Source organism: Rhizobium sp. CRRU65 (assembly GCF_048551595.1).
Lineage (GTDB): Bacteria > Pseudomonadota > Alphaproteobacteria > Rhizobiales > Rhizobiaceae > Rhizobium > Rhizobium leguminosarum_J.
Genome location: NZ_JBLYZH010000001.1, coordinates 329,818 through 348,299, shown reverse-complemented (window position 1 = coordinate 348,299; position 18,482 = coordinate 329,818). Strand labels below are relative to the sequence as shown.

General features: G+C 60.5%; 13 protein-coding genes and 1 pseudogene. 9 read left to right on the top strand and 5 right to left on the bottom strand.

The genetic code is table 11. The features are described 5' to 3' along the window. Window positions 1-72 precede the first annotated feature (72 nt). The 4 genes and pseudogenes from ACM5SV_RS01610 to ACM5SV_RS01595 all read left to right on the top strand — a co-directional run. A complete protein-coding gene (locus ACM5SV_RS01610; RefSeq protein ID WP_419424952.1) occupies window positions 73-1,707 on the top strand; it encodes a GMC family oxidoreductase in 1,635 nt (544 codons plus the stop codon). After that, complete coding sequence (locus ACM5SV_RS01605) at window positions 1,704-2,198, top strand: hypothetical protein (protein WP_419424951.1); 495 nt, start codon at window positions 1,704-1,706, stop codon at window positions 2,196-2,198. Before ACM5SV_RS01610 ends, ACM5SV_RS01605 begins: the two co-directional genes overlap by 4 nt. A 74-nt stretch (window positions 2,199-2,272) precedes the next feature. Further along, window positions 2,273-3,913 (top strand): electron transfer flavoprotein-ubiquinone oxidoreductase, encoded by a 1,641-nt coding sequence (locus ACM5SV_RS01600; RefSeq protein ID WP_419424950.1) that lies wholly within the window; start codon window positions 2,273-2,275, stop codon window positions 3,911-3,913. A 539-nt stretch (window positions 3,914-4,452) separates the two neighbouring features. Continuing rightward, a pseudogene (locus tag ACM5SV_RS01595) lies at window positions 4,453-4,992 on the top strand (OB-fold nucleic acid binding domain-containing protein); the annotation flags it as partial. A 190-nt stretch (window positions 4,993-5,182) separates the two neighbouring features. Here ACM5SV_RS01595 and ACM5SV_RS01590 read toward each other — a convergent pair. Next, complete coding sequence (locus ACM5SV_RS01590) at window positions 5,183-5,401, bottom strand: helix-turn-helix domain-containing protein (protein WP_419424949.1); 219 nt, start codon at window positions 5,399-5,401, stop codon at window positions 5,183-5,185. 105 nt (window positions 5,402-5,506) lie between these two features. On the opposite strand from ACM5SV_RS01590, the gene ACM5SV_RS01585 reads away from it, so the two are divergent. Continuing rightward, window positions 5,507-6,397, top strand: coding sequence for a LysR family transcriptional regulator (locus tag ACM5SV_RS01585; protein WP_419424948.1), 891 nt, complete (start codon window positions 5,507-5,509; stop codon window positions 6,395-6,397). 405 nt (window positions 6,398-6,802) lie between these two features. Here ACM5SV_RS01585 and ACM5SV_RS01580 read toward each other — a convergent pair whose 3' ends face one another. Beyond that, on the bottom strand, window positions 6,803-7,237 hold the full coding sequence (locus tag ACM5SV_RS01580) for a helix-turn-helix domain-containing protein (RefSeq protein WP_419424947.1): 435 nt from the start codon (window positions 7,235-7,237) through the stop codon (window positions 6,803-6,805). On the opposite strand from ACM5SV_RS01580, the gene ACM5SV_RS01575 reads away from it, so the two are divergent. Together ACM5SV_RS01575 and ACM5SV_RS01570 are read left to right on the top strand one after the other, a co-directional pair. After that, window positions 7,236-8,126 (top strand): LysR family transcriptional regulator, encoded by an 891-nt coding sequence (locus ACM5SV_RS01575; protein ID WP_419424946.1) that lies wholly within the window; start codon window positions 7,236-7,238, stop codon window positions 8,124-8,126. The two genes, ACM5SV_RS01580 and ACM5SV_RS01575, sit on opposite strands and share 2 nt — an antisense overlap. A 268-nt stretch (window positions 8,127-8,394) precedes the next feature. Further along, the gene (locus tag ACM5SV_RS01570) at window positions 8,395-9,315 is read left to right on the top strand and encodes an ArdC family protein (protein ID WP_419424945.1); all 921 of its coding nucleotides are present in this window, start codon (window positions 8,395-8,397) and stop codon (window positions 9,313-9,315) included. Between the two features lie 63 nt (window positions 9,316-9,378). Here the strand turns inward: ACM5SV_RS01570 and ACM5SV_RS01565 are convergent, their stop codons facing one another. The 3 genes from ACM5SV_RS01565 to ACM5SV_RS01555 all read right to left on the bottom strand — a co-directional run bounded on the left by ACM5SV_RS01565 (window position 9,379) and on the right by ACM5SV_RS01555 (window position 11,762). Continuing rightward, the gene (locus tag ACM5SV_RS01565) at window positions 9,379-9,624 is read right to left on the bottom strand and encodes a WGR domain-containing protein (protein ID WP_128439750.1); all 246 of its coding nucleotides are present in this window, start codon (window positions 9,622-9,624) and stop codon (window positions 9,379-9,381) included. Between the two features lie 138 nt (window positions 9,625-9,762). Next, the gene (locus ACM5SV_RS01560) at window positions 9,763-11,448 is read right to left on the bottom strand and encodes a type IV secretory system conjugative DNA transfer family protein (RefSeq protein WP_419424944.1); all 1,686 of its coding nucleotides are present in this window, start codon (window positions 11,446-11,448) and stop codon (window positions 9,763-9,765) included. Beyond that, a complete protein-coding gene (locus tag ACM5SV_RS01555) occupies window positions 11,445-11,762 on the bottom strand; it encodes a mobilization protein (protein ID WP_419424943.1) in 318 nt (105 codons plus the stop codon). The genes ACM5SV_RS01560 and ACM5SV_RS01555 overlap by 4 nt, the downstream gene beginning before the upstream one ends. Window positions 11,763-12,042: 280 nt before the next feature. On the opposite strand from ACM5SV_RS01555, the gene traA reads away from it, so the two are divergent. Beyond that, window positions 12,043-15,339, top strand: a complete 3,297-nt coding sequence (gene traA / locus ACM5SV_RS01550) for a Ti-type conjugative transfer relaxase TraA (RefSeq protein ID WP_419424942.1) — start codon at window positions 12,043-12,045, stop codon at window positions 15,337-15,339. A gap of 476 nt (window positions 15,340-15,815) precedes the next feature. After that, window positions 15,816-18,356, top strand: a complete 2,541-nt coding sequence (locus ACM5SV_RS01545) for a methyl-accepting chemotaxis protein (RefSeq protein WP_419424941.1) — start codon at window positions 15,816-15,818, stop codon at window positions 18,354-18,356. The last annotated feature ends 126 nt before the right edge of the window (window positions 18,357-18,482 follow it).

The window sequence follows — 18,482 nt, the reverse complement described above, 5'->3', positions numbered from 1 at the left end:
TTACGCGCCGGGAATTGGGATTCAGATCCTTATCGAAGCGGCGGGAAACGATAGCGATATACAGAGGGATGGATGACGGATATGAATGAAATGACAGGGCAAGAAGATATCTACGATGCCGTAATTATCGGCTCAGGACCATCGGGGGCCATAACCGCTCACACCCTCGCGCTTGCAGGACTCCGTGTCGTATGTTTGGAACAGGGCGACTACGCGCTCCCTTCCGATTATGCCGCGAACTTCGATATGTGGGAGCTCGTGGCCCGGGGGCATTGGCAAGCAGAACCCAATCGTCGGCGCAATCCCGCAGATTATCCCTTGGATGTTTCCGACACAGACTTGGCGCCTTCGATGTACAGCGCGGTTGGAGGATCGACCATCCACTTCAGCGCTTTGTGGTCTCGCCTAGCACCTTCCGACTTCCGTGTACGCACAACGGATGGCGTGGCTGACGATTGGCCTCTCAGCTACGCCGAATTGGCCCCCTTCTATGATGAAATCGACGACTTCATCGGAGTTTCCGGGCTTGAGGGAGATCCTGCCTATCCCGAGGGTTATGCTCCAAAAATGCCGCCGATGCCCCTTGGCAAACATGGCATGAAGGCCGCGCAATCGATGAACGCTCTTGGCTGGCACTGGTGGCCCCATTCAAATGCGATACCAAGCCAGAAGATAGGGTCCCTTGCAGCATGCGCACGATGGGCCACATGTACGCAGGGCTGTCCAGAGGGAGCCAAAGCTTCTTTTGACCTAGCCTATTGGCCGGCGGCGATTAAAGCCGGAGCGAAATTGATTACCGGCGCAAGGGTGTCCAAAATAACGACGGACGAGAACGGCCGGGCCACGGGTGCAAGCTGGATCTCGAATGGCACTAGCTATCACACATCAGCGAAAACAGTCGTTGTTTGCGCGAATGGTATTGGAACCCCCCGGCTTCTTCTGCTTTCGCCAAGCGACAGACATCCCTTGGGGCTGGCCAATTCCTCTGGTTTAGTGGGTAAGAACCTGATGCTGCACCCCAATTGCGCGGTCATCGGCTATTATGACGATGAACTGGAGTCCTGGCGCGGTCCGGCCGGATCTGCGGCAAGTTCGATGCAGTTTTACGAAACCGATCTCTCGCGGGGGTTTGTTCGCGGTTCGAAATTGCACGCCTGTCCCACGCCGGGCCTACTATTCAACGGCGTAGACCCACACAGGTTGTTACCGTTTGATGAGCTCTGGGGCAAGAGTTTCCATCGCGTCATCAGGGATGCACGCAACGCGATATTCTGGGCAGCCAACATTGACGACCTGCCCGAAGAAACGAACCGCATGACGCTTGATCCTATTTTGACAGATGGCGATGGCATCCCGGCACCGAAGATCAGTTATCGCTACAGTGAGAATACCCTGAAGATTAGGGACTTCACGGTTAAAAGGCTCAGTGAAATCCATGCGGCAGCTGGCGCGAAGAAGACAATCGAGATCGCCGATCTCCAGGGCGAGCCGGGGCACCTGCTTGGAACAGCAAGAATGGGAAAAGACCCAAAATCGTCTGTTGTAGACGAATACGGTCGCAGCCACGACGTTCCGAACTTGGTCATTTCCGATGGGAGCATTTTTGTCACCGGCGGAGCCGCGAACCCAACCAGTACAATAGCCGCGCTTGCACTCCGGAATGCCAAAGAACTCGTTCGCAACCTCAAAGGTGGTGCTTCACAATGACGAACAGCAGTAAGTTGAACAGCGACAAGCGCCTGTCTGTTTCGAAGCCCGCCTCCGCTCCGCCACGAGCGTTCACGCAACGGGAACTGCAGACGTTGCGCATCATCGCGGATACCTTAATTCCACAAGAAGGTGATTTTCGCTCTGGCAGTTCCGTTGCCGAATTCAACGAACTCGTGACGAAGGCCGCGGCGATACTCGACAAACACTTCGAAATGCTGACAGCTCTTCTAGAGGTGTTGGGCTTCGCGCCTGCGACAGAGATGTGGGCCAGGCTGAGAAGGCTGGCGGACGAGGACGGAGATGGATTTTATATTCTCTCCACCTTGATCGTCGGTGCGTACATCTATTCCGATGAAATGAAGGCAGAACTGAATTACCCGATTCCTCATCGCAATCCACCAGGTTTATTTGATGCCGCAGACGAACTCTCAAATGGAATTCTCGATCCAGTCATAGAGCGCGGCCCGATCTATAGAGTGGTTAAATGATCACTATGACTGAAGCGGCTTGCCCGGCTTAAACCGGTATCACCTGTGCTCCATAATGAACGTTGAGTAAAGCAGTGCGCGAAAGCATGGAATTCGACGTGGTAATCGTCGGCGCCGGTCCTGCCGGTCTTGCGGCGGCGATCCGCCTGAAGCAGGTCAATCCGGAACTGTCGGTCGTGGTATTGGAGAAGGGTTCCGAAGTCGGCGCCCATATCCTCTCTGGCGCGGTGGTCGATCCGATCGGTATCGACCGCCTGCTGCCCGGCTGGCGCGCGGAGGCTGACCACCCCTTCAAGACCGAGGTCAATGCCGATCACATCCTGCTGCTCGGCCCCGCCGGCTCGCTGCGTCTGCCGAATATCATGATGCCGCCGCTGATGAGCAATCACGGCAATTACATCGTCTCGCTCGGAAATGTCTGTCGCTGGCTGGCGACGAAGGCCGAAGAACTCGGCGTCGAGATCTATCCGGGCTTTGCCGCGACCGAAGTGCTCTACAATGATGAGGGCTCCGTCATCGGTGTCGCTACCGGTGACATGGGTATCGAGAAGAACGGCGAGCCCGGCCCGAACTATGCGCGCGGCATGGCGCTCATGGGCAAATATGTGCTTGTTGGAGAGGGCGTGCGCGGTTCGCTTGCCAAGCAGCTGATCGCCAAGTTCGATCTCTCGAGCGGCCGCCAACCCCAGAAATTCGGCATCGGCATCAAGGAGCTCTGGGAGGTTAAGCCGGAAAACCACCGCCGCGGCCTGGTGCAGCACTCTTTCGGCTGGCCGCTTGATATGTCCACCGGCGGCGGCTCGTTCCTGTATCACCTGGAAGACAATCTCGTCGCCGTCGGCTTCGTCATCCACCTGAATTACAAAAATCCCTGTCTCTATCCCTTCGAGGAATTCCAGCGCTTCAAGACGCATCCGGCAATCCGCGGCACTTTCGAGGGCGGCAAGCGCCTCTCCTATGGCGCGCGTGCCATTACCGAGGGCGGCTACCAGTCGGTGCCGAAGCTGTCCTTCCCCGGCGGGGCGCTGATCGGCTGTTCGGCGGGGCTCGTCAACGTGCCGCGCATCAAGGGCAGCCACAATGCCGTGCTCTCGGGCATGCTGGCGGCCGACCGCCTCGCCGAGGCGATTGCTGCCGGCCGCGCCAATGACGAAGTAGCCGAGATCGAAACCGATTGGCGCAAGAGCGATATCGGCAAGGACCTGAAGCGCGTGCGCAACGTCAAGCCGCTCTGGTCGAAATTCGGCACGGCCTTGGGCGTCGCTCTTGGCGGTCTCGACATGTGGACCAACCAGCTCTTCGGCTTCTCCTTCTTCGGCACGCTTGGTCACGGCAAGACCGACGCCGCCTCGCTGGAACCGGCTTCGCAGCACAAGAAGATCGACTATCCAAAGCCCGACGGTGTGCTCACCTTCGACCGCCTGTCCTCCGTCTTCCTGTCCAACACCAACCATGAAGAGGACCAGCCGGTCCACCTTCAGGTGAAGGACATGGCTCTGCAGAAATCGTCTGAGCACGATATCTATGCCGGCCCGTCGACGCGCTACTGTCCGGCCGGCGTCTATGAATGGGTGGAGAAGGACGGCGAAGAGACCTTCGTCATCAACGCCCAGAACTGCGTCCACTGCAAGACCTGCGACATCAAGGATCCCAACCAGAACATTAACTGGGTGCCACCGCAGGGTGGCGAGGGGCCAGTCTATCCGAATATGTGAGGTGCTGCGCGGACTTTCCTGGCAGATTTGCTGATGTAAAAATTTCCACTGACCCACTGGCGCAAGAGATCAAGCACGTACTTATTGAGACTGCCTTTCTGCCGAAGGCAAAGCGGCAAACCTCGATGGGAGTGTTGCCAGTCGAAATGCGAGGCGTCGCGACGGACGCCTCTTCGCAATTATCGGGGCCACGAATGCAGCAACTACTTCGCAGCGTCCGAAAGCCATTCAAGAGCACCAGCTTCTGCAGGGAATAGCCAACCGATCACCAAAATAATCCAAAACTTCCGTGTTTCTGTCCATTGCCTCGACATCGCGATCCTTTCAACCTGCTTGCAGATACATCGAAGGTGGAGAGCCATGATGAGCACGCTGATCTACATGACGGATATCTCGAATATCGTTTTATCCCTTGGAGAGAGTGTACGGAGCTATTTGTATCAACTAGGAAGAGACAGCAAGCGCAACGGTTGAGTACTGTTTCTCGACGTGGCCTGCTGCAGGCGACGCATGAGGTCGCGGCCTTCGCCGGATGTATATACAGCCATACTGGCTTGACCCTGCGCGAACACCCGATCGCTTTCTTGCGCAAGGATCTCGCCGCTCGAAGCCTCGTCACACCTGCGGTGAAGCCATGTCTGCCCGCGATGGCCGGTGGTTGATGACCGGGGGCCTCGTTCGGGTCCGTCAAATGCCAGGATCGGCAAAAGGCGTGATGTTCCTGACGATCGAGGACGAGACCGGTCCGGCAAACGTCGTCGTCTGGCCGAAGCTTCGCGCGACGCCGACGCGTTGTGCTCGGATCAAGCATGATGGCGATCAACGGCCGCATCCAGCGGGAAGGGGACGTCGTGCACTTCGTCGCCCAGCAACTGTTCGATCTCTCGGGCGACCTATCCGCCTTGGCGGATCGTGATGGGGAGTTCAAACTGCCGACGGGCCGGGGCGACGAGTTCGCCCACGGATCGCCGGGAATTCCGGATTCGCGGGATCGAGCGCCGGCGGTCCAGCCAAGGGATATTTTCGTTCCCGCCCTTCCTATCGATACGCTGAAGGTGAAGATTCGGAATTTTCACTGATGATTTCAGAATGATAGCTTGTTCAAAGGACGCACTCCTTGACCGGAATCGGACCGCGGCACCCCTCATCCTTCAAAGGCAGTGATTTAAAGAAGTTCCATAAATCTGCTTACGCCGCGAAAGGCAACTTTCGCAGCAGGTTAGGGCGGCGATCGCGGTGAGAATACCAAGGTCGCCGCGCGGTTGCTCGCTATTCCTTGGCTGACTTTTTAAGTAGGTCAGCAGGTTCAACACGTAGCACGGCAGCCAGTCGATCTAGCACCTCAATACTTGGGCTGTAGACGCATCGTTCCAGAGAGCTGATGTATGTCCGATCAATGCCGGCACGATGAGCAAGCTCCTCCTGCGACATTTTCCTCGCCTGTCGAAGAGTTCTCAAATTTCGAGCGAAGGTCTCGCGTATCTCCATGACAGCGAGAGAACCTCTTGTAGAGTATTCCGCTACGGAGTATACTCTACAAAAGCGAGAAAGCGTCATGCCTGCGCTATCCGCCTCGCTTCGTCGAAGGACCCTATGGAACTACGCCAGCTCTCCTACTTCGTCGCGGTGGCCGAGGAACTGCATTTCGGTCGGGCGGCAGCCAAGGTGCGCATCGCCCAGCCTGCGCTTTCCAATCATGTGCAGGCGCTTGAACGGGAGCTCGGCTGCGCGCTGTTCATCCGCTCGACCAGACGGGTGGAACTGACCAGGGCAGGGGAGATCTTCCACGAGCGCTGCGTCGGGATCCTCAGCGAAGTCGATCTGTCTGCCGAGATCACCAGGGCGGTGGCCGGCAAGACGATAAGGCAGATCAGGATCGGCACCGTCTATCCCGCCACCACCGGCGTGCTGCCGGCGTTTCTGGCAAAGATCGCCCGCAAGTACCCGGATATCCGCATCCATATATCCAGCGGCAATACCGGCGACATCATCCGCGGCCTGGAGAACGGCCAGATCAATCTCGGCTTCATCAGACCGGTGGAAAACATCGGCTCGTTGCGCTTCTCCTCGATCGCCCATGAGCGTTATCTGTTGGCGGTGGCGAGGACCAACCGGCTGGCGGAGCAGGCGGAGATCGCCATCGACGATCTGCGCTCGGAAAGGATCATCGCCTTCAATCGCAAGAACCTCTCCTACACAGAGCGGTACTTCAACGAGAAGTTCGAGGAATACGACCTGACCCGCAACATCGCTTACAGCTGCGACGACACCTATTCGCTGGTGTCGCTGGTCTCGGCCGGGCTTGGCATCGGCTTTGCGCCGGAATGGACCGAGGGCCTGCCGAACCGGGCCTTCGAGCTGAAGGCGGTGAGGGGCATCGACTTCAGGATCGGGCTCGGTGTTGCCTGGAACAAGGAGGATCCAACCGCCTCGCGCGACGACATCGTCGATATCGCCCGGTCATTGGCACGGCCGGGCAGGTGAGGCGAGGGGGCGCCACGGGTACACCCCAAGCGGAACGGCTTGCCGGGGGCAGTCGGTCCTGGGTTCCGCTCGTTCCCGAGCGGCGCTCCGCTAACCCTCCTGCGGCTGCCCTTTTAACCGGTCAAGCCGTGCGCGAACTGGCGCCGGCGCGGACGCGCCTTTCCTGGTATGCTCATTGTTTGGAGGAGCCTCCTTGCCGTGGCGTCGGCGCAAGAGGGCCGGCGGCCAAGCCGTCCGTCAGAATTCCGGCGACTGATCTTACAGATCGAGGCCGGGCTTGCCAAAACGAGCGACTCTCGGCCGGAACGAGATGTCCACAGGCGCGACCCGGTCCCCACCGCCGGCTCTCTGATTGCACCGACTCCCGTTCCTGCGCCGGCCGCCCCGCAGCATCCATCTGAGATACTAGCGCCGTGTTTTTGCTGCGACGATCGCTTCCGCCAGTATGATACATAGCTGTAGTTCTTCGAGCGTCATGCCGTTCGCGGCATTTGCAAAGCGTTCCAGGAGATCTGTCGTTTCAGCAACTGCGTCGGCGTGTCCTGCGACGCCCAGCAGCCAATTTGGTGTTGTGCCCAGCGACAACGCTATTCTTACCAGTATCGCTAAGTCGGGCTCTCTTCGGCCGGCCACATAGTGCGCATATCGGCGCTCATCGAGGCCTACCCGCCTCGCGGCCTCGGCGTTCGAAATGCCTAGCTGTTCAGCTCTTTCACGAAGCCGCTTTGAAAGAATATCCATGGGAACGATTTGTTCCTCATTGATAACGATCTGGCCACGAACGATATGGAGTGTTATTACTACAAACTGTAGTTTTAGAAATTGAAAGGTCGGGTTCATGGAACTACGCCAGCTCTCCTACTTCGTCGCGGTGGCCGAGGAACTGCATTTCGGCCGGGCGGCCGCCAAGGTGCGCATCGCCCAGCCGGCGCTCTCCAATCACGTACAGGCGCTTGAACGGGAGCTCGGCTGCGCGCTGTTCATCCGCTCGACCAGACGGGTGGAACTGACGCGGGCAGGGGAGATCTTCCACGAGCGCTGCGTCGGGATCCTCAGCGAGGTCGATCTGTCCGCCGAGATCACCAGGGCGGTGGCCGGCAAGACGATCCGGCAGATCAGGATCGGCACCGTCTATCCGGCGACCACCGGCGTGCTGCCGGCGTTTCTGGCAAAGATCGCCCGCAAGTACCCGGATATCCGCATCCATATCTCAAGCGGCAATACCGGCGACATCATCCGCGGCCTGGAAAACGGCCAGATCAATCTCGGCTTCATTAGACCGGTGGAAAACATCGGCTCGTTGCGCTTCTCCTCGATCGCCCATGAGCGCTATCTGCTGGCGGTGGCCAGGACCAACCGGCTGGCGGAGCGGACGGAGATTGGCATCGACGATCTGCGCGGGGAGAAGATCATCGCCTTCAATCGCAAGAACCTCTCCTACACAGAGCGGTACTTCAACGAGAAGTTCGAGGAATACGATCTGACCCGCAACATCGCCTATAGCTGCGACGACACCTATTCACTGGTGTCGCTGGTCTCGGCCGGCCTTGGCATCGGCTTTGCGCCGGAATGGACCGAGGGCCTGCCGAACCGGGCCTTCGAACTGAAGGCGGTCAGAGGCATCGACTTCAGGATCGGGCTTGGTGTTGCCTGGAACAAGGAGGATCCAACCGCCTCGCGCGACGACATTGTCGATATCGCCCGCTCATTGGCACGGCCGGCCAGGTAAACGGTCTCCGCTGCGGTTCATCTGTGACGCGAGCGACATGAAGCCGCTTCGCGGATCTGCCACGTCTGCCTCCGTCTAAACCCCCCACTAGACTTCGGCCATCGCGTCCTGCCCCGGCTTGGGTCCTGCCAGGCTCGCGCCGCCGGCAACGGCTTTGCCGTCCTCCACTGCGTTGCGGCCCCGCGGGGTGCAGGCAACGCTTGCAGCCCGGCTTTCGGACCGCCGTAGCAGGTCGCGATGGCCGCGACCTCGAAACGGAGGTTCCAACATGAGCAGGCAGCAGTCCAATCAACGATCCGATATCCACAGCCGCATCACCAACACGATCATCGCCGATCTCAAACAGGGCGTGCGGCCATGGACCAAACCCTGGACGACGGGACATGCGGCAAGTGAGGTCAGCCGGCCACTGCGCCACAACGGCCAACCCTACACCGGGATCAACGTCCTGCTGCTGTGGTCCGAAGCTATCGCCCGTGGCTTTGCCTCATCACGCTGGATGACGTTTCGCCAGGCCATCGAACTCGGCGGCGCCGTTCGCAAGGGCGAAACCGGCACAACCGTCGTCTTTGCCAGTTCGTTCGTCCGCACCGAGACGACCGAGACGGGCAGCGAGATCGAACAGGATGTTCCATTCCTCAAAGCCTACACGGTGTTCAACACCGACCAGATCGCCGGTCTTAATGGCCGCTTTGACGACACCGCACCTCACCAGGATCCGATGAGCCGCATCGGCAATGCCGGCCGCTTCTTTGCCAATACCGGCGCGCTGATCCGGCACGGAGGATCGGCTGCCTATTATGCCGCTCAGCGTGATTACATCCAGATGCCATGCCTGGATGCCTTCAGGGACGATGCTTCCTATGTCGCCGTCCTCAGCCACGAGATCACGCACTGGACCGCCGCACCGCGACGGCTTGATCGCGATCTCAGCCGCTACGCGAAAGACCGGAGCGAACGCGCCCGCGAGGAGCTCATTGCCGAACTCGGCAGCGCGTTTCTCTGCGCCGATCTCGGCATCGTCCCCGAGCTCGAACCACGCCCCGACCACGCAAGCTATCTCGATGGCTGGCTGAAGGTTCTGGCCAACGACAAGCGCGCCATCTTCTCGGCGGCGGCACATGCGCAGCGCGCCGTCGATTACCTGCATTCCTTGCAGCCGGAACTCGACGAGGAGGCGGCGGCGTGAGCCGTCTCCTCCTTCACTCAACTGACTCTTCCTTCACTCAGGCATGCGAGACGCGGATGCCGATCACCGCAGGACCCGATAGCCTCTCGACCGCTTCCTGCGCAAAAGGCTGAGCAGGAGATCGACGGCTTTTGCCTCGCTGTCGAAGACATGGATCTTCTGCTGCCCGCGGCTGCCGATGCGTCCCCAGCTGCGCACAAGCGAGGTCTCGCCGAAGAGGTTCGGCTCGATCGACAGCGCATAAAAGCGAGCCATGTTCTTCGATGGATCGATGCGTTCAATGTAGAGACGATAGGGCTGAACTGTCATGCTGGCAGAATCGCAAGGACCAGGCGGCGGCGTCCAACGACATTTGTGAATCGATGAGGCCCGATCGATTCATCGGGGTGATGTGAACCGTCTGGCTCATCGCTCCTGCCTCATCGCTCCTGGTTCATCTCTCCTGGCTTATCTCTCCTGGTTGGCAAACAATCCGGCAAATTCCGGATCGGCATAATAGCGCAACTTTGTCGCAACGATCGGCCGCTGGCCGGCGATGAACAGCAGCTCGGTTTCGGCATGCATGTTGCGCACTTCGTCGGGCGTCAGCAGAGGGCGACCGACATGCTGCTCGGCAAAGGAGAGGCCGGTCTTTTCCGAATCGAGCGCGCGTGCCGCCGTGTTGAAGACGACCGTCTCCTGGCCAAGCAGATCGGAGACCAGACGGGCGCTGTCGTGATCATTGACGCCGAACACCTGCAGCACGCCGGCGTTGGATAAAAACGTGCCGGCACGCTGGCCATAGGTGGCGCGCAGCTGATGAATGTCCTGGATGATCGGCCAGAGTTGCACACCGTAGCCTGCCATCAATCCCATGGCCCGTTCGATCGGTGCCAGATGACCAAGGGCGGCGAACTCGTCGAGCAGATAGAGAACCGGCGGCGCAGATGGATGCGACGAGGGTGGCGTTCGCGCCATCTCCGTCAGGCTCTGGGCCACCAGCAAGCGCAGCCAACGCGAGTAGGCCGCAAGCCGGTCTGGCGGCAAGACCAGGAATACGGACGCCTTGTTTTTCTTGAGGTCACCGAACCGAAAATCCGAGCGTGACAGCACCCCGGTCATGCGCGGACTGTCGAGGAAATGCGTGTGTCGCTGGGCCGCCGACAGCACGCCGCTGGCTTCGCGATCCGACTTGCCAAGATGACGGTTGGCGGCCCGCGCAATCAGTCCGTTCACCGCGTCGCTTCTCTGCATCTCGCCCAGCAAGGCACGGAAGGCTTCCGGTGCCAGCGTCAGGAAGTGCCTCAGCATCGTCAGCGTGCGCCTGTCGTCTGGCTGGCTGGCGAGCACATGCAGCAGCAATCCAGCGATCAGCGCCTTGGCTTCCTCGTTCCAATGGGCGTCACCCGAAAGACCGGGTTCGTCGAACACCAGTGCGTCGGCCAAGGTGGAAACGTCTTCGGCGACATCGATGCCGGCGGGATTAAAATCCTCCATCGGATTGAAGGCTGCCGTTGGTCTGCCGGTGATGCCGAACGGATCAAGGATATGAACCGGCCCGAACTTCTCTCGTGCATCACCGGCGATGATCGCGTTCTCGCCCTTCGGATCGATGCAGATGATCGAGCGGTCGGCGGTCAGAAGGTTCGGGATGATGGTGCCGACACCCTTGCCGCTGCGCGTCGGCGCCATGGTCAGAAGATGAGCAGGCCCGTCATATCGCAGCAAGCGAGCCGAACCCGGCGCGCGGCCGATCAGCAATCCGCCTTCTGCCTTTGTCAGAGGCGCGATCTCTCGTGTACCTGCGAACCGAGCCGTGCCGTGCGTGTCGGCGTCGCTCGCAGTGCCAAAATGCGTGATCAACGGAACCGACAACAATCGAATGAGCAGCACGACCGCAAAGGCCATCACCACCCAGTCGCCGATATGCCAGATGACGTCACCCCTGTGGCCGCCGAGCATCACGCGTCTGAGGTAGTCGATCCCGAAGTAGCCGGTGAACACGACAAGCAAGTAGCCAGATGCACCCATGACAAACGACCTGGCATATCGCAGCGGAAACGTGATCAGGGCGACGATGGCCCAGAGCGGATCGCGGGCCGCCATGCGCATCATGTTTGCGAAGGCAGTTTTGATCTCGTTGGCATGGATCATGATGCCGCACTCCCGTTGCCGATATCGCCGACAGTCGGCTCGTTTGCCTGCGGCTTTAGCAGATCGTCGAACAGATCCCGGTCGCCATCGCGGGTGAGAAACTTTGGCAGTTCGGATCTGAGCCAGGCTGCCAGTCCTCCGCCGATCTGCACATCGCGATCATTCTCCAGCCGATGCAGCACAAGTGCGCCGATCAACACCTTGCGGCGCGTATCGATGGCGCGTTCCTGTTTGCCGAGCCGGATCTGCAATGTCTTTCGCTGGGCTTCCAGCTGCGCCAGCCGTTCGCCGATGGATTTACGTGCCACTGTCATTGTCTCCCTTCTCGTCGATGAGCGATTGAACCCGCGGCATCAGGACAATGACCGCACGGGATCGCATGCGCAGATGCTGCGACGATGGGTGGCATGTCGGCTACCCGCAAATCTGCGCGTGGAAGCGACGGGCTGAACGGCTTACGAGGTCATCGGGCGATTGCCGCGTGCTCCCACCAGTGCCCGAAGGCGCGAAGCGACGAAGGCACAAGGGCGCACTTACGAGTTGCCGGGCAACTCAAGGCGCGGGCCGGCAGCCCGCTAACAAGGGGGACAAGCGATGGCGATCTATCATCTCAGCATGAAGCCGATCGCCCGCAGCGGTGGCCGCAGCGCTGTCGCGTCCGCCGCCTATCGTGCGGCCGAGCGGCTGACCAACGAGCGTGATGGGCTAACCCATGATTTTAGCAACAGGAAAGGTGTCGAGCATGCCGAGATCGTCTTGCCGACTGGGTCTTCCGCCTATTGGGCGATGAAGCGATCGGCCTTGTGGAATGCCGCCGAGCGTGCCGAGAAACGCAGCGACGCCCGGATTGCCCGGGAATTCGAAATCGCGCTGCCGCACGAACTGACGCCGGATCAACGCCTAGCGCTGACGCGGGCCTTTGCCGAAGATCTCGCCAATCGCTATGGCGCCGCCGTCGACTTCGCGATCCATCGGCCGGGTGGGGCAAGCGATATCAGAAACAGCCACGCGCATCTGATGATGACGACGCGTGAGGTGAGGGAAACCGGTCTTGGCGACAAGACGCTGCTCGAGCGGGAGAACAGATGGCTTCTCGCCAATCACCTGCCGCCATCGCAACTGCAGCTGAAGGACCTGCGCCAGGCCTGGGAGCATCTTGCCAACACGCACCTTGAGAGGGCCGGCCACGATATCCGCATCGATCATCGCTCGCATCTGGAGGCCGGGATCACGATCGAGCCGAGCGAACATGTCGGTGTGCATGCCACTCAGATCAATAGGCAGGGTGGGGCAGTCTCGCGCGTGCGCATCTCACCGCAATCGGCCGATCGCAATGCCGAGACCATTCGCCGGCGACCCGAAGAGATATTGAAGCTGATTACCAACGAGAAAAGCGTCTTCAGCCGCTATGACATTGCCAGGGCTTTGCATCGCACTATCAACGACGATCCGCAGACCTTCCAGAATGCTTTTGCATCGGTCATGGCGTCGAAGGCTCTCGTCGAGTTGAGGCCCGAAAGCACGGGCCGTCGGGGTCGCGATGGCGAGGCACGTTATTCGACGGTCGAGATGGTGGCGATCGAGGGCGTGATCGCCAGCAATGTCATGGCGATGAAGGCGCGCCAAAACCACGGTGTGGCGAAGCGCTATGTCGATGCGGCAATCGCCGAACAGGACAGATCGATCCAGGCGGGAAATTCTTCACCGGGGCAGGGGCTGTCGGCGGAACAGCGCCAGGCGATCGAGCATGTCACCGGCGCCTCGCAGATCGCCGTGGTGATCGGCTTTGCCGGTGCCGGCAAGAGCACGATGCTGGCAGCTGCCCGCCAGGCCTGGGAAGCGCAAGGTTATCGCGTTCATGGCGCGGCGTTGGCCGGCAAGGCCGCGGAAGGCCTGGAGCAATCGTCGGGGATCGCCAGCCGCACATTGGCGTCGTGGGAATACAGCTGGCAGACTGATCGGGGTCGGCTGAATGCTCGTGACGTCTTCGTCATCGACGAGGGCGGCATGGTCGGAAGTCGTCAGCTCGCCCGCTTCGTCGACGAGGTCAAACGGGCCGGCGCCAAGCTCGTCCTGGTCGGAGATCATGAACAGCTTCAGGCGATCGGAGCGGGCGCGCCGTTTCGGGCGATCGCGGAAGCCGTGGGCCATGCGCAGCTTTCGGAAGTGCGACGGCAAAAAGCCGATTGGCAAAAGCAGGCCTCGATCGACTTCGCATCTCACCGGACCGCAGCCGGGCTGTCGGCCTATGCTGCACGGGAAAACCTTCATCTGAAGACGGATCGCGCTGAAACGCTGAAGGCGATCATTGCCGATTACGTCGCTGACCGATCGGCCAATCCCAACGACACGCGCATTGCGATGGCCCATCGACGCGACGACGTCCGTGCCATCAATGCCGGCATTCGCGCTCGGTTGCAGGAGCGCGGTGAGCTGGCAACGGGCAGCAACCCGTCTGACGATAAAGGTGAGGAACTCACCTACCAGACCAACAATGGGAAGCGATCCTTTGCGCGTGGCGATCGCATCGTCTTCCTGGAGAACGATCGTGATCTCGGCGTCAAGAATGGCATGCTGGGCGAGGTGATCGCCGTCCAACCGGACGCAATACAGGTTCGGCTTGACGGCAAGGCGCAGACGCAAGATGGGCAACGCCAGGTGACCGTACCGGTCAATCGTTACCAAGCCTTTGATCACGGCTACGCCACGACGATCCACAAGACGCAAGGGGCTACCGTCGACCGGAGTTTTGTCCTGGCGTCGACGACGATGGACCGGCATCTGACCTACGTGGCGATGACCCGTCATCGCGAGGCGGTACAGCTTTATGCGGGGCTCGATGCGTTCAAGACGGAGCGATCCCTGACAGAGACACTGAGCCGCTCAGGCGTCAAGGAGACGACGCTCGACTATACGCATGACTTTGCCAATCGGCGCGGCATGGAGGATCGCCGGGGGCAGGGCGAGAGTGATGTCGCCCCGGCTGCGATCACCAGGGAGGCAGAGCGCATCCCGGACACGGCGGTTCCCAAGCCAACGCAGGAACCGCGGCCGCCGACACCGCTCGCAGCCCGCAGCATCGCCGATGGCGGCTCTTCGCACCAGGATCCCAATGTCGATGAACGTGACGATGAACGCCGCGTCCTCGTTGCGGCCGTGAAGACTTATGCGATGAGCGTCGAAGAGGTTGGACGGTCAAGGGCAATGCCGGCATTCGACCGAGATTGGGCCGCGGCAAAGCAGCTCGCGCCGCAGGTGTTCAAAGACGCGCCAGCGGCCATGGACGTGTTGCGCGGCCGCATCCTGGATGAGAATGCAGATCCGGTCGCGCTTGCCAGTCAACTCAGCACTTTGCCCGAGACGATCGGCGCGCTCGCCGGCAAGACCGGCCTGTTCGGAGACAACGCCGATCGCAAACACGCGCTTTCCCGGATCGATGCGCTGGCTTCACATGTTCGCCAATCCGCCAACACCTGGCAGCGTCGCCTTGCGGCTGAATGCGGCTCGGAGCGCTGGAAGCGGGATAAGCAGGACGTGGTCGAGGTTCTGGGGCCGAGCCGCCGGAGCGAGGCGCTGCTGCGCCAGCTCGACGATCTCCCCTATAGCGACAAGGCCAAGTTCGTCGAACGACTGGCGGGGACACCGGAGGGTCGTCGAGCGCTTGCCGAGGCAAAGGACATCGTGACTGCGATCGAAACGCGCTTCGGTCGCGCCGATCCCGCAGATCTCGCGGATCAGCTGAAGCGCGTCGGGCCCGATCGGGATGGTGACGTCGAGCGTATCCGCCAGGTTGCTCGCCTTGCCGATCGTAGTCATCGTGCCGAACTCACGCAACAGATGGAGTTGAAGCGCTCACTGAAGCGCGGCAAGTCCTTGGGGCTTGGGATGTAGGGCGTTGGCTCAAACCAGGGATTTCGAGGAGGCTCAGGCTACCTCTTAGAGACTCTGGGCTTACATCCTGAGCGTTGGGGTTTGAGCTTCATCGCTCACCTGCCAGAGCGCTTCTGCTGGTCCACACCGCGACGTCCGACGAATTGGCGGGCGATCCCGAAGCCTATTGCTTGAATTGGCTGCTGGAGGAGGTGTCGACGTCGAGCAACATGGTGGCTGCCCGCGGCAATGCAAGCCTTATAGCCATCAGCTGAGTGACAAGACGAGGGCGCAGAAAATGCGCCCTCGTCCGCACATGGCATGCGCCGGCGCCAAACTCGACACCATTGATCATTTTTTTAACAGTTGTGACTACTGTGATGGTCTGGCGCGATCGCTGCTACCGGCGGTCATCATGAAATGACCCATGCCACTGCAAGTCGAGGCGAGGGATCGCGCCGGAAGAAGAGCCAATTTTCCTGGGGTGGGGGCCATCTATGGCGCTGATTGATCGACTGTTGCAACGCATGCGGATCGTTACGAAGGTTCTGGTCTTCGTGGTGCCGCTGATCGTCCTGATAGCCGGGATCGGCCTGTTCGGCTATTTCACTGCCGGTACGCTCAACGGCCAGATGACCCTGACCCGGCAGACGATCGAAACCCTTTCCAGTTTTCAGCTACTGCGATCCTCGCTGACGGCGTTTACCGATCTGCCGAGTGCGGCCACGCGCGATCGGTTGATCGTCAGCATTTCGGATCAGGAAAAGGGCGCGGCGACGCTTGATGCGATGTTGGCCGATCCGGCGCAGAAGCAGCAGATCTCCGCCGTGCGCGAACTCGGGACCAAGATGCAGGGCGGCGCCGACGCGTTATGGGCGGTGTCACAGGAGCGCGCCAATACCGAACAGGCGATCGACGACGAGGTGGCCGGGTTGTTCAAGGAAAGTCAGAGCGCCCGTCAGCAACTCGACGTGCTTCAGGATCAGGCGAACGGAAAAGAGGCCTTCGTCCGGGCCCTTCTCCTCGATGCCTCGGCCTATAAAGGCCTCGGAGAGCGCATTGCGAAATTGCACAAGGCAACCACACGCGCTGCCACTCCTGAGGATCTCGTCAAGGCCCTCGGCAGCCTGCTGCCGCCGCTCGTCAAAGAAGCGGGGGCGAGTGAGGCGCTTGCGTCGGAGAAGGCCCAAACCCAGATCGCCTTGCTGAAGCCGCTATTGGACAGGCTCGCTGCTATGGCCAAGGAAGGCAGCAATCTGTCGCTCGACAGTTACGCTCCCGTCGACCAGGAACTGCAACGCCTCGAGGAGCAGTTTGCAAAGCTCGCCGCTGCCAATGCGGACACGGCAATCGAGCGTTTTGCCGGCATGGACGCGAGTATATCAACGCTTCGCTCGATGGTGGCGATCGTCAATGCCGCTTTCAAATCTATTGACGATCTGCGCTTGCACTTGAGCGAATTGAACAGGCGGGTCGATGCTAAGGCGAGGGATGCTATTCTTGCCGACCTCAAGGTACTGCGTGAAAACGCTGCAAAGCTTGTACCCTTGAGCGGGAGGAACGCCGCATTGGAGGATCTTGCCAAGAAAATCGAGCCGTCGCTTGCTGCAATTGAAAAGCACACGTCGCTTCTGATATCGATCGCCGATCGCTGGCAGGCCAACAAGCAGGCTGCGACAGAGTTGGTGGCGACGGCAAGTCATACACTCGAGCAGTTCGTCAGTGCGGCGCAGGAGAGCGGCAAGGAAATCAGCCAGCGCTCGGCGACGATGTCGCTGTCGGCGATGATTGCGGGCACCGTGCTTGCGATCATTGGTGGTCTCATGCTGATCGAAACTCTGCGCGGACCGCTGAAGCGGATCACCCAGACGATGATGCGACTGGCCGACGGCGATCTGAACGTCCCGATCGGCGACGGCAAGCGCGGCGACGAGATCGGCGACATGATCCGGTCCGTCACCGTCTTTCGCGATCATGCGCTTGAGAAGACCAGGCTGGAAGAGCTTGCCGAAACAAACAGGGGGCGAGACGAACTGGAGCAGACCCGCCGCGCGGCGGAGCAGGCGCGCATCGAGGCCGAACAGAGCGAGGCGCTCACCGCTCTGTCTGATATGCTCGGCAAACTTGCCGATGGCAACCTCGCAGCCGTGATGAGCGAGGATCTGGCCGCCGATTACGTCGCCATGGCCCGCACCTATAATCACGCCATCGATGCGCTCCGCCTGACGCTCTCCGAGGTGCGCAACACCACCTACGAAATCGCCGAGGGCAGCACCAACCTTTCTGGCGCCGCCGACGATCTGGCCCGCCGCACGGAACAGCAGGCAGCGTCCCTCGAGGAGAGTTCGCGGGTGCTGGGCGAACTCACCGCCAGCGTGCGGACGACGGCCGAAAATGCCCGTCAGACGTCGCTGTCGGTCGCCGAGGCGCACCGCCAGGCGGAGCACTCCGCGGCCGTTGTCGCCAAGGCCATCGACGCGATGGGCGCCATCAACCGGTCATCCGAAAAAGTCACCAGCATCATCGGCGTGATCGACGAGTTTGCCTTCCAGACCAATCTCCTCGCGCTCAACGCGGGTGTGGAAGCGGCGCGGGCAGGAGAGGCGGGCAGAGGTTTTGCCGTCGTAGCCCAGGAGGTGCGTGAGCTTGCGCAACGTTGCGCCACGGCTGCCCGCGAGATCAAGGGTCTGATTTCCACCAGCGCATCGCAGGTCGGCACAGGCGTCCAACTCGTCGAGGAGACCGGCCAGGCGCTTTCATCCATCATGGAACACTTCACCTCGATCAATGGGCTGGTGCAAGTCATCTCGTCTTCGACGACCACGCAATACAAGGGGATCGACGAGGTCAACAATGCCGTTCGTGATGTCGAACACATCACCCAGCACAATGCCGCCATGGTGGAGGAAAACACCGCGGAGATTCATCGGCTCCGGCATCAGGTGGAAGTGTTGAACGAAAGAATCTCCCACTTTCAGACCACCGATATCCGCAAGGCATCGCCCGCCGCCCGCCCGCCGATGTCCCTGGTTTCCTGACGGGATGTCTCCTGAGCGGGCGCCTTCGGAAATCTCTTCGATGTGCAAGGGAATCGGGGCGCTCGATGAGAGCAGGCAGAAGGTGATTGCTCAGGCGTAAGGCGTGGCCTGCCAGTGCGGCGTTCA

Bases quoted from the DNA above. Each gene is read 5' to 3' on its own strand.
- ACM5SV_RS01610 (WP_419424952.1), top strand. From the start codon at position 73: ATGACGGATATGAATGAAATGACAGGGCAAGAAGATATCTACGATGCC.
- ACM5SV_RS01605 (WP_419424951.1), top strand. From the start codon at position 1,704: ATGACGAACAGCAGTAAGTTGAACAGCGACAAGCGCCTGTCTGTTTCG.
- ACM5SV_RS01590 (WP_419424949.1), bottom strand. From the start codon at position 5,401: ATGGAGATACGCGAGACCTTCGCTCGAAATTTGAGAACTCTTCGACAG.
- ACM5SV_RS01585 (WP_419424948.1), top strand. From the start codon at position 5,507: ATGGAACTACGCCAGCTCTCCTACTTCGTCGCGGTGGCCGAGGAACTG.
- ACM5SV_RS01575 (WP_419424946.1), top strand. From the start codon at position 7,236: ATGGAACTACGCCAGCTCTCCTACTTCGTCGCGGTGGCCGAGGAACTG.
- ACM5SV_RS01580 (WP_419424947.1), bottom strand. From the start codon at position 7,237: ATGAACCCGACCTTTCAATTTCTAAAACTACAGTTTGTAGTAATAACA.
- ACM5SV_RS01570 (WP_419424945.1), top strand. From the start codon at position 8,395: ATGAGCAGGCAGCAGTCCAATCAACGATCCGATATCCACAGCCGCATC.
- ACM5SV_RS01565 (WP_128439750.1), bottom strand. From the start codon at position 9,624: ATGACAGTTCAGCCCTATCGTCTCTACATTGAACGCATCGATCCATCG.
- ACM5SV_RS01560 (WP_419424944.1), bottom strand. From the start codon at position 11,448: ATGATCCATGCCAACGAGATCAAAACTGCCTTCGCAAACATGATGCGC.
- ACM5SV_RS01555 (WP_419424943.1), bottom strand. From the start codon at position 11,762: ATGACAGTGGCACGTAAATCCATCGGCGAACGGCTGGCGCAGCTGGAA.
- traA (WP_419424942.1), top strand. From the start codon at position 12,043: ATGGCGATCTATCATCTCAGCATGAAGCCGATCGCCCGCAGCGGTGGC.
- ACM5SV_RS01545 (WP_419424941.1), top strand. From the start codon at position 15,816: ATGGCGCTGATTGATCGACTGTTGCAACGCATGCGGATCGTTACGAAG.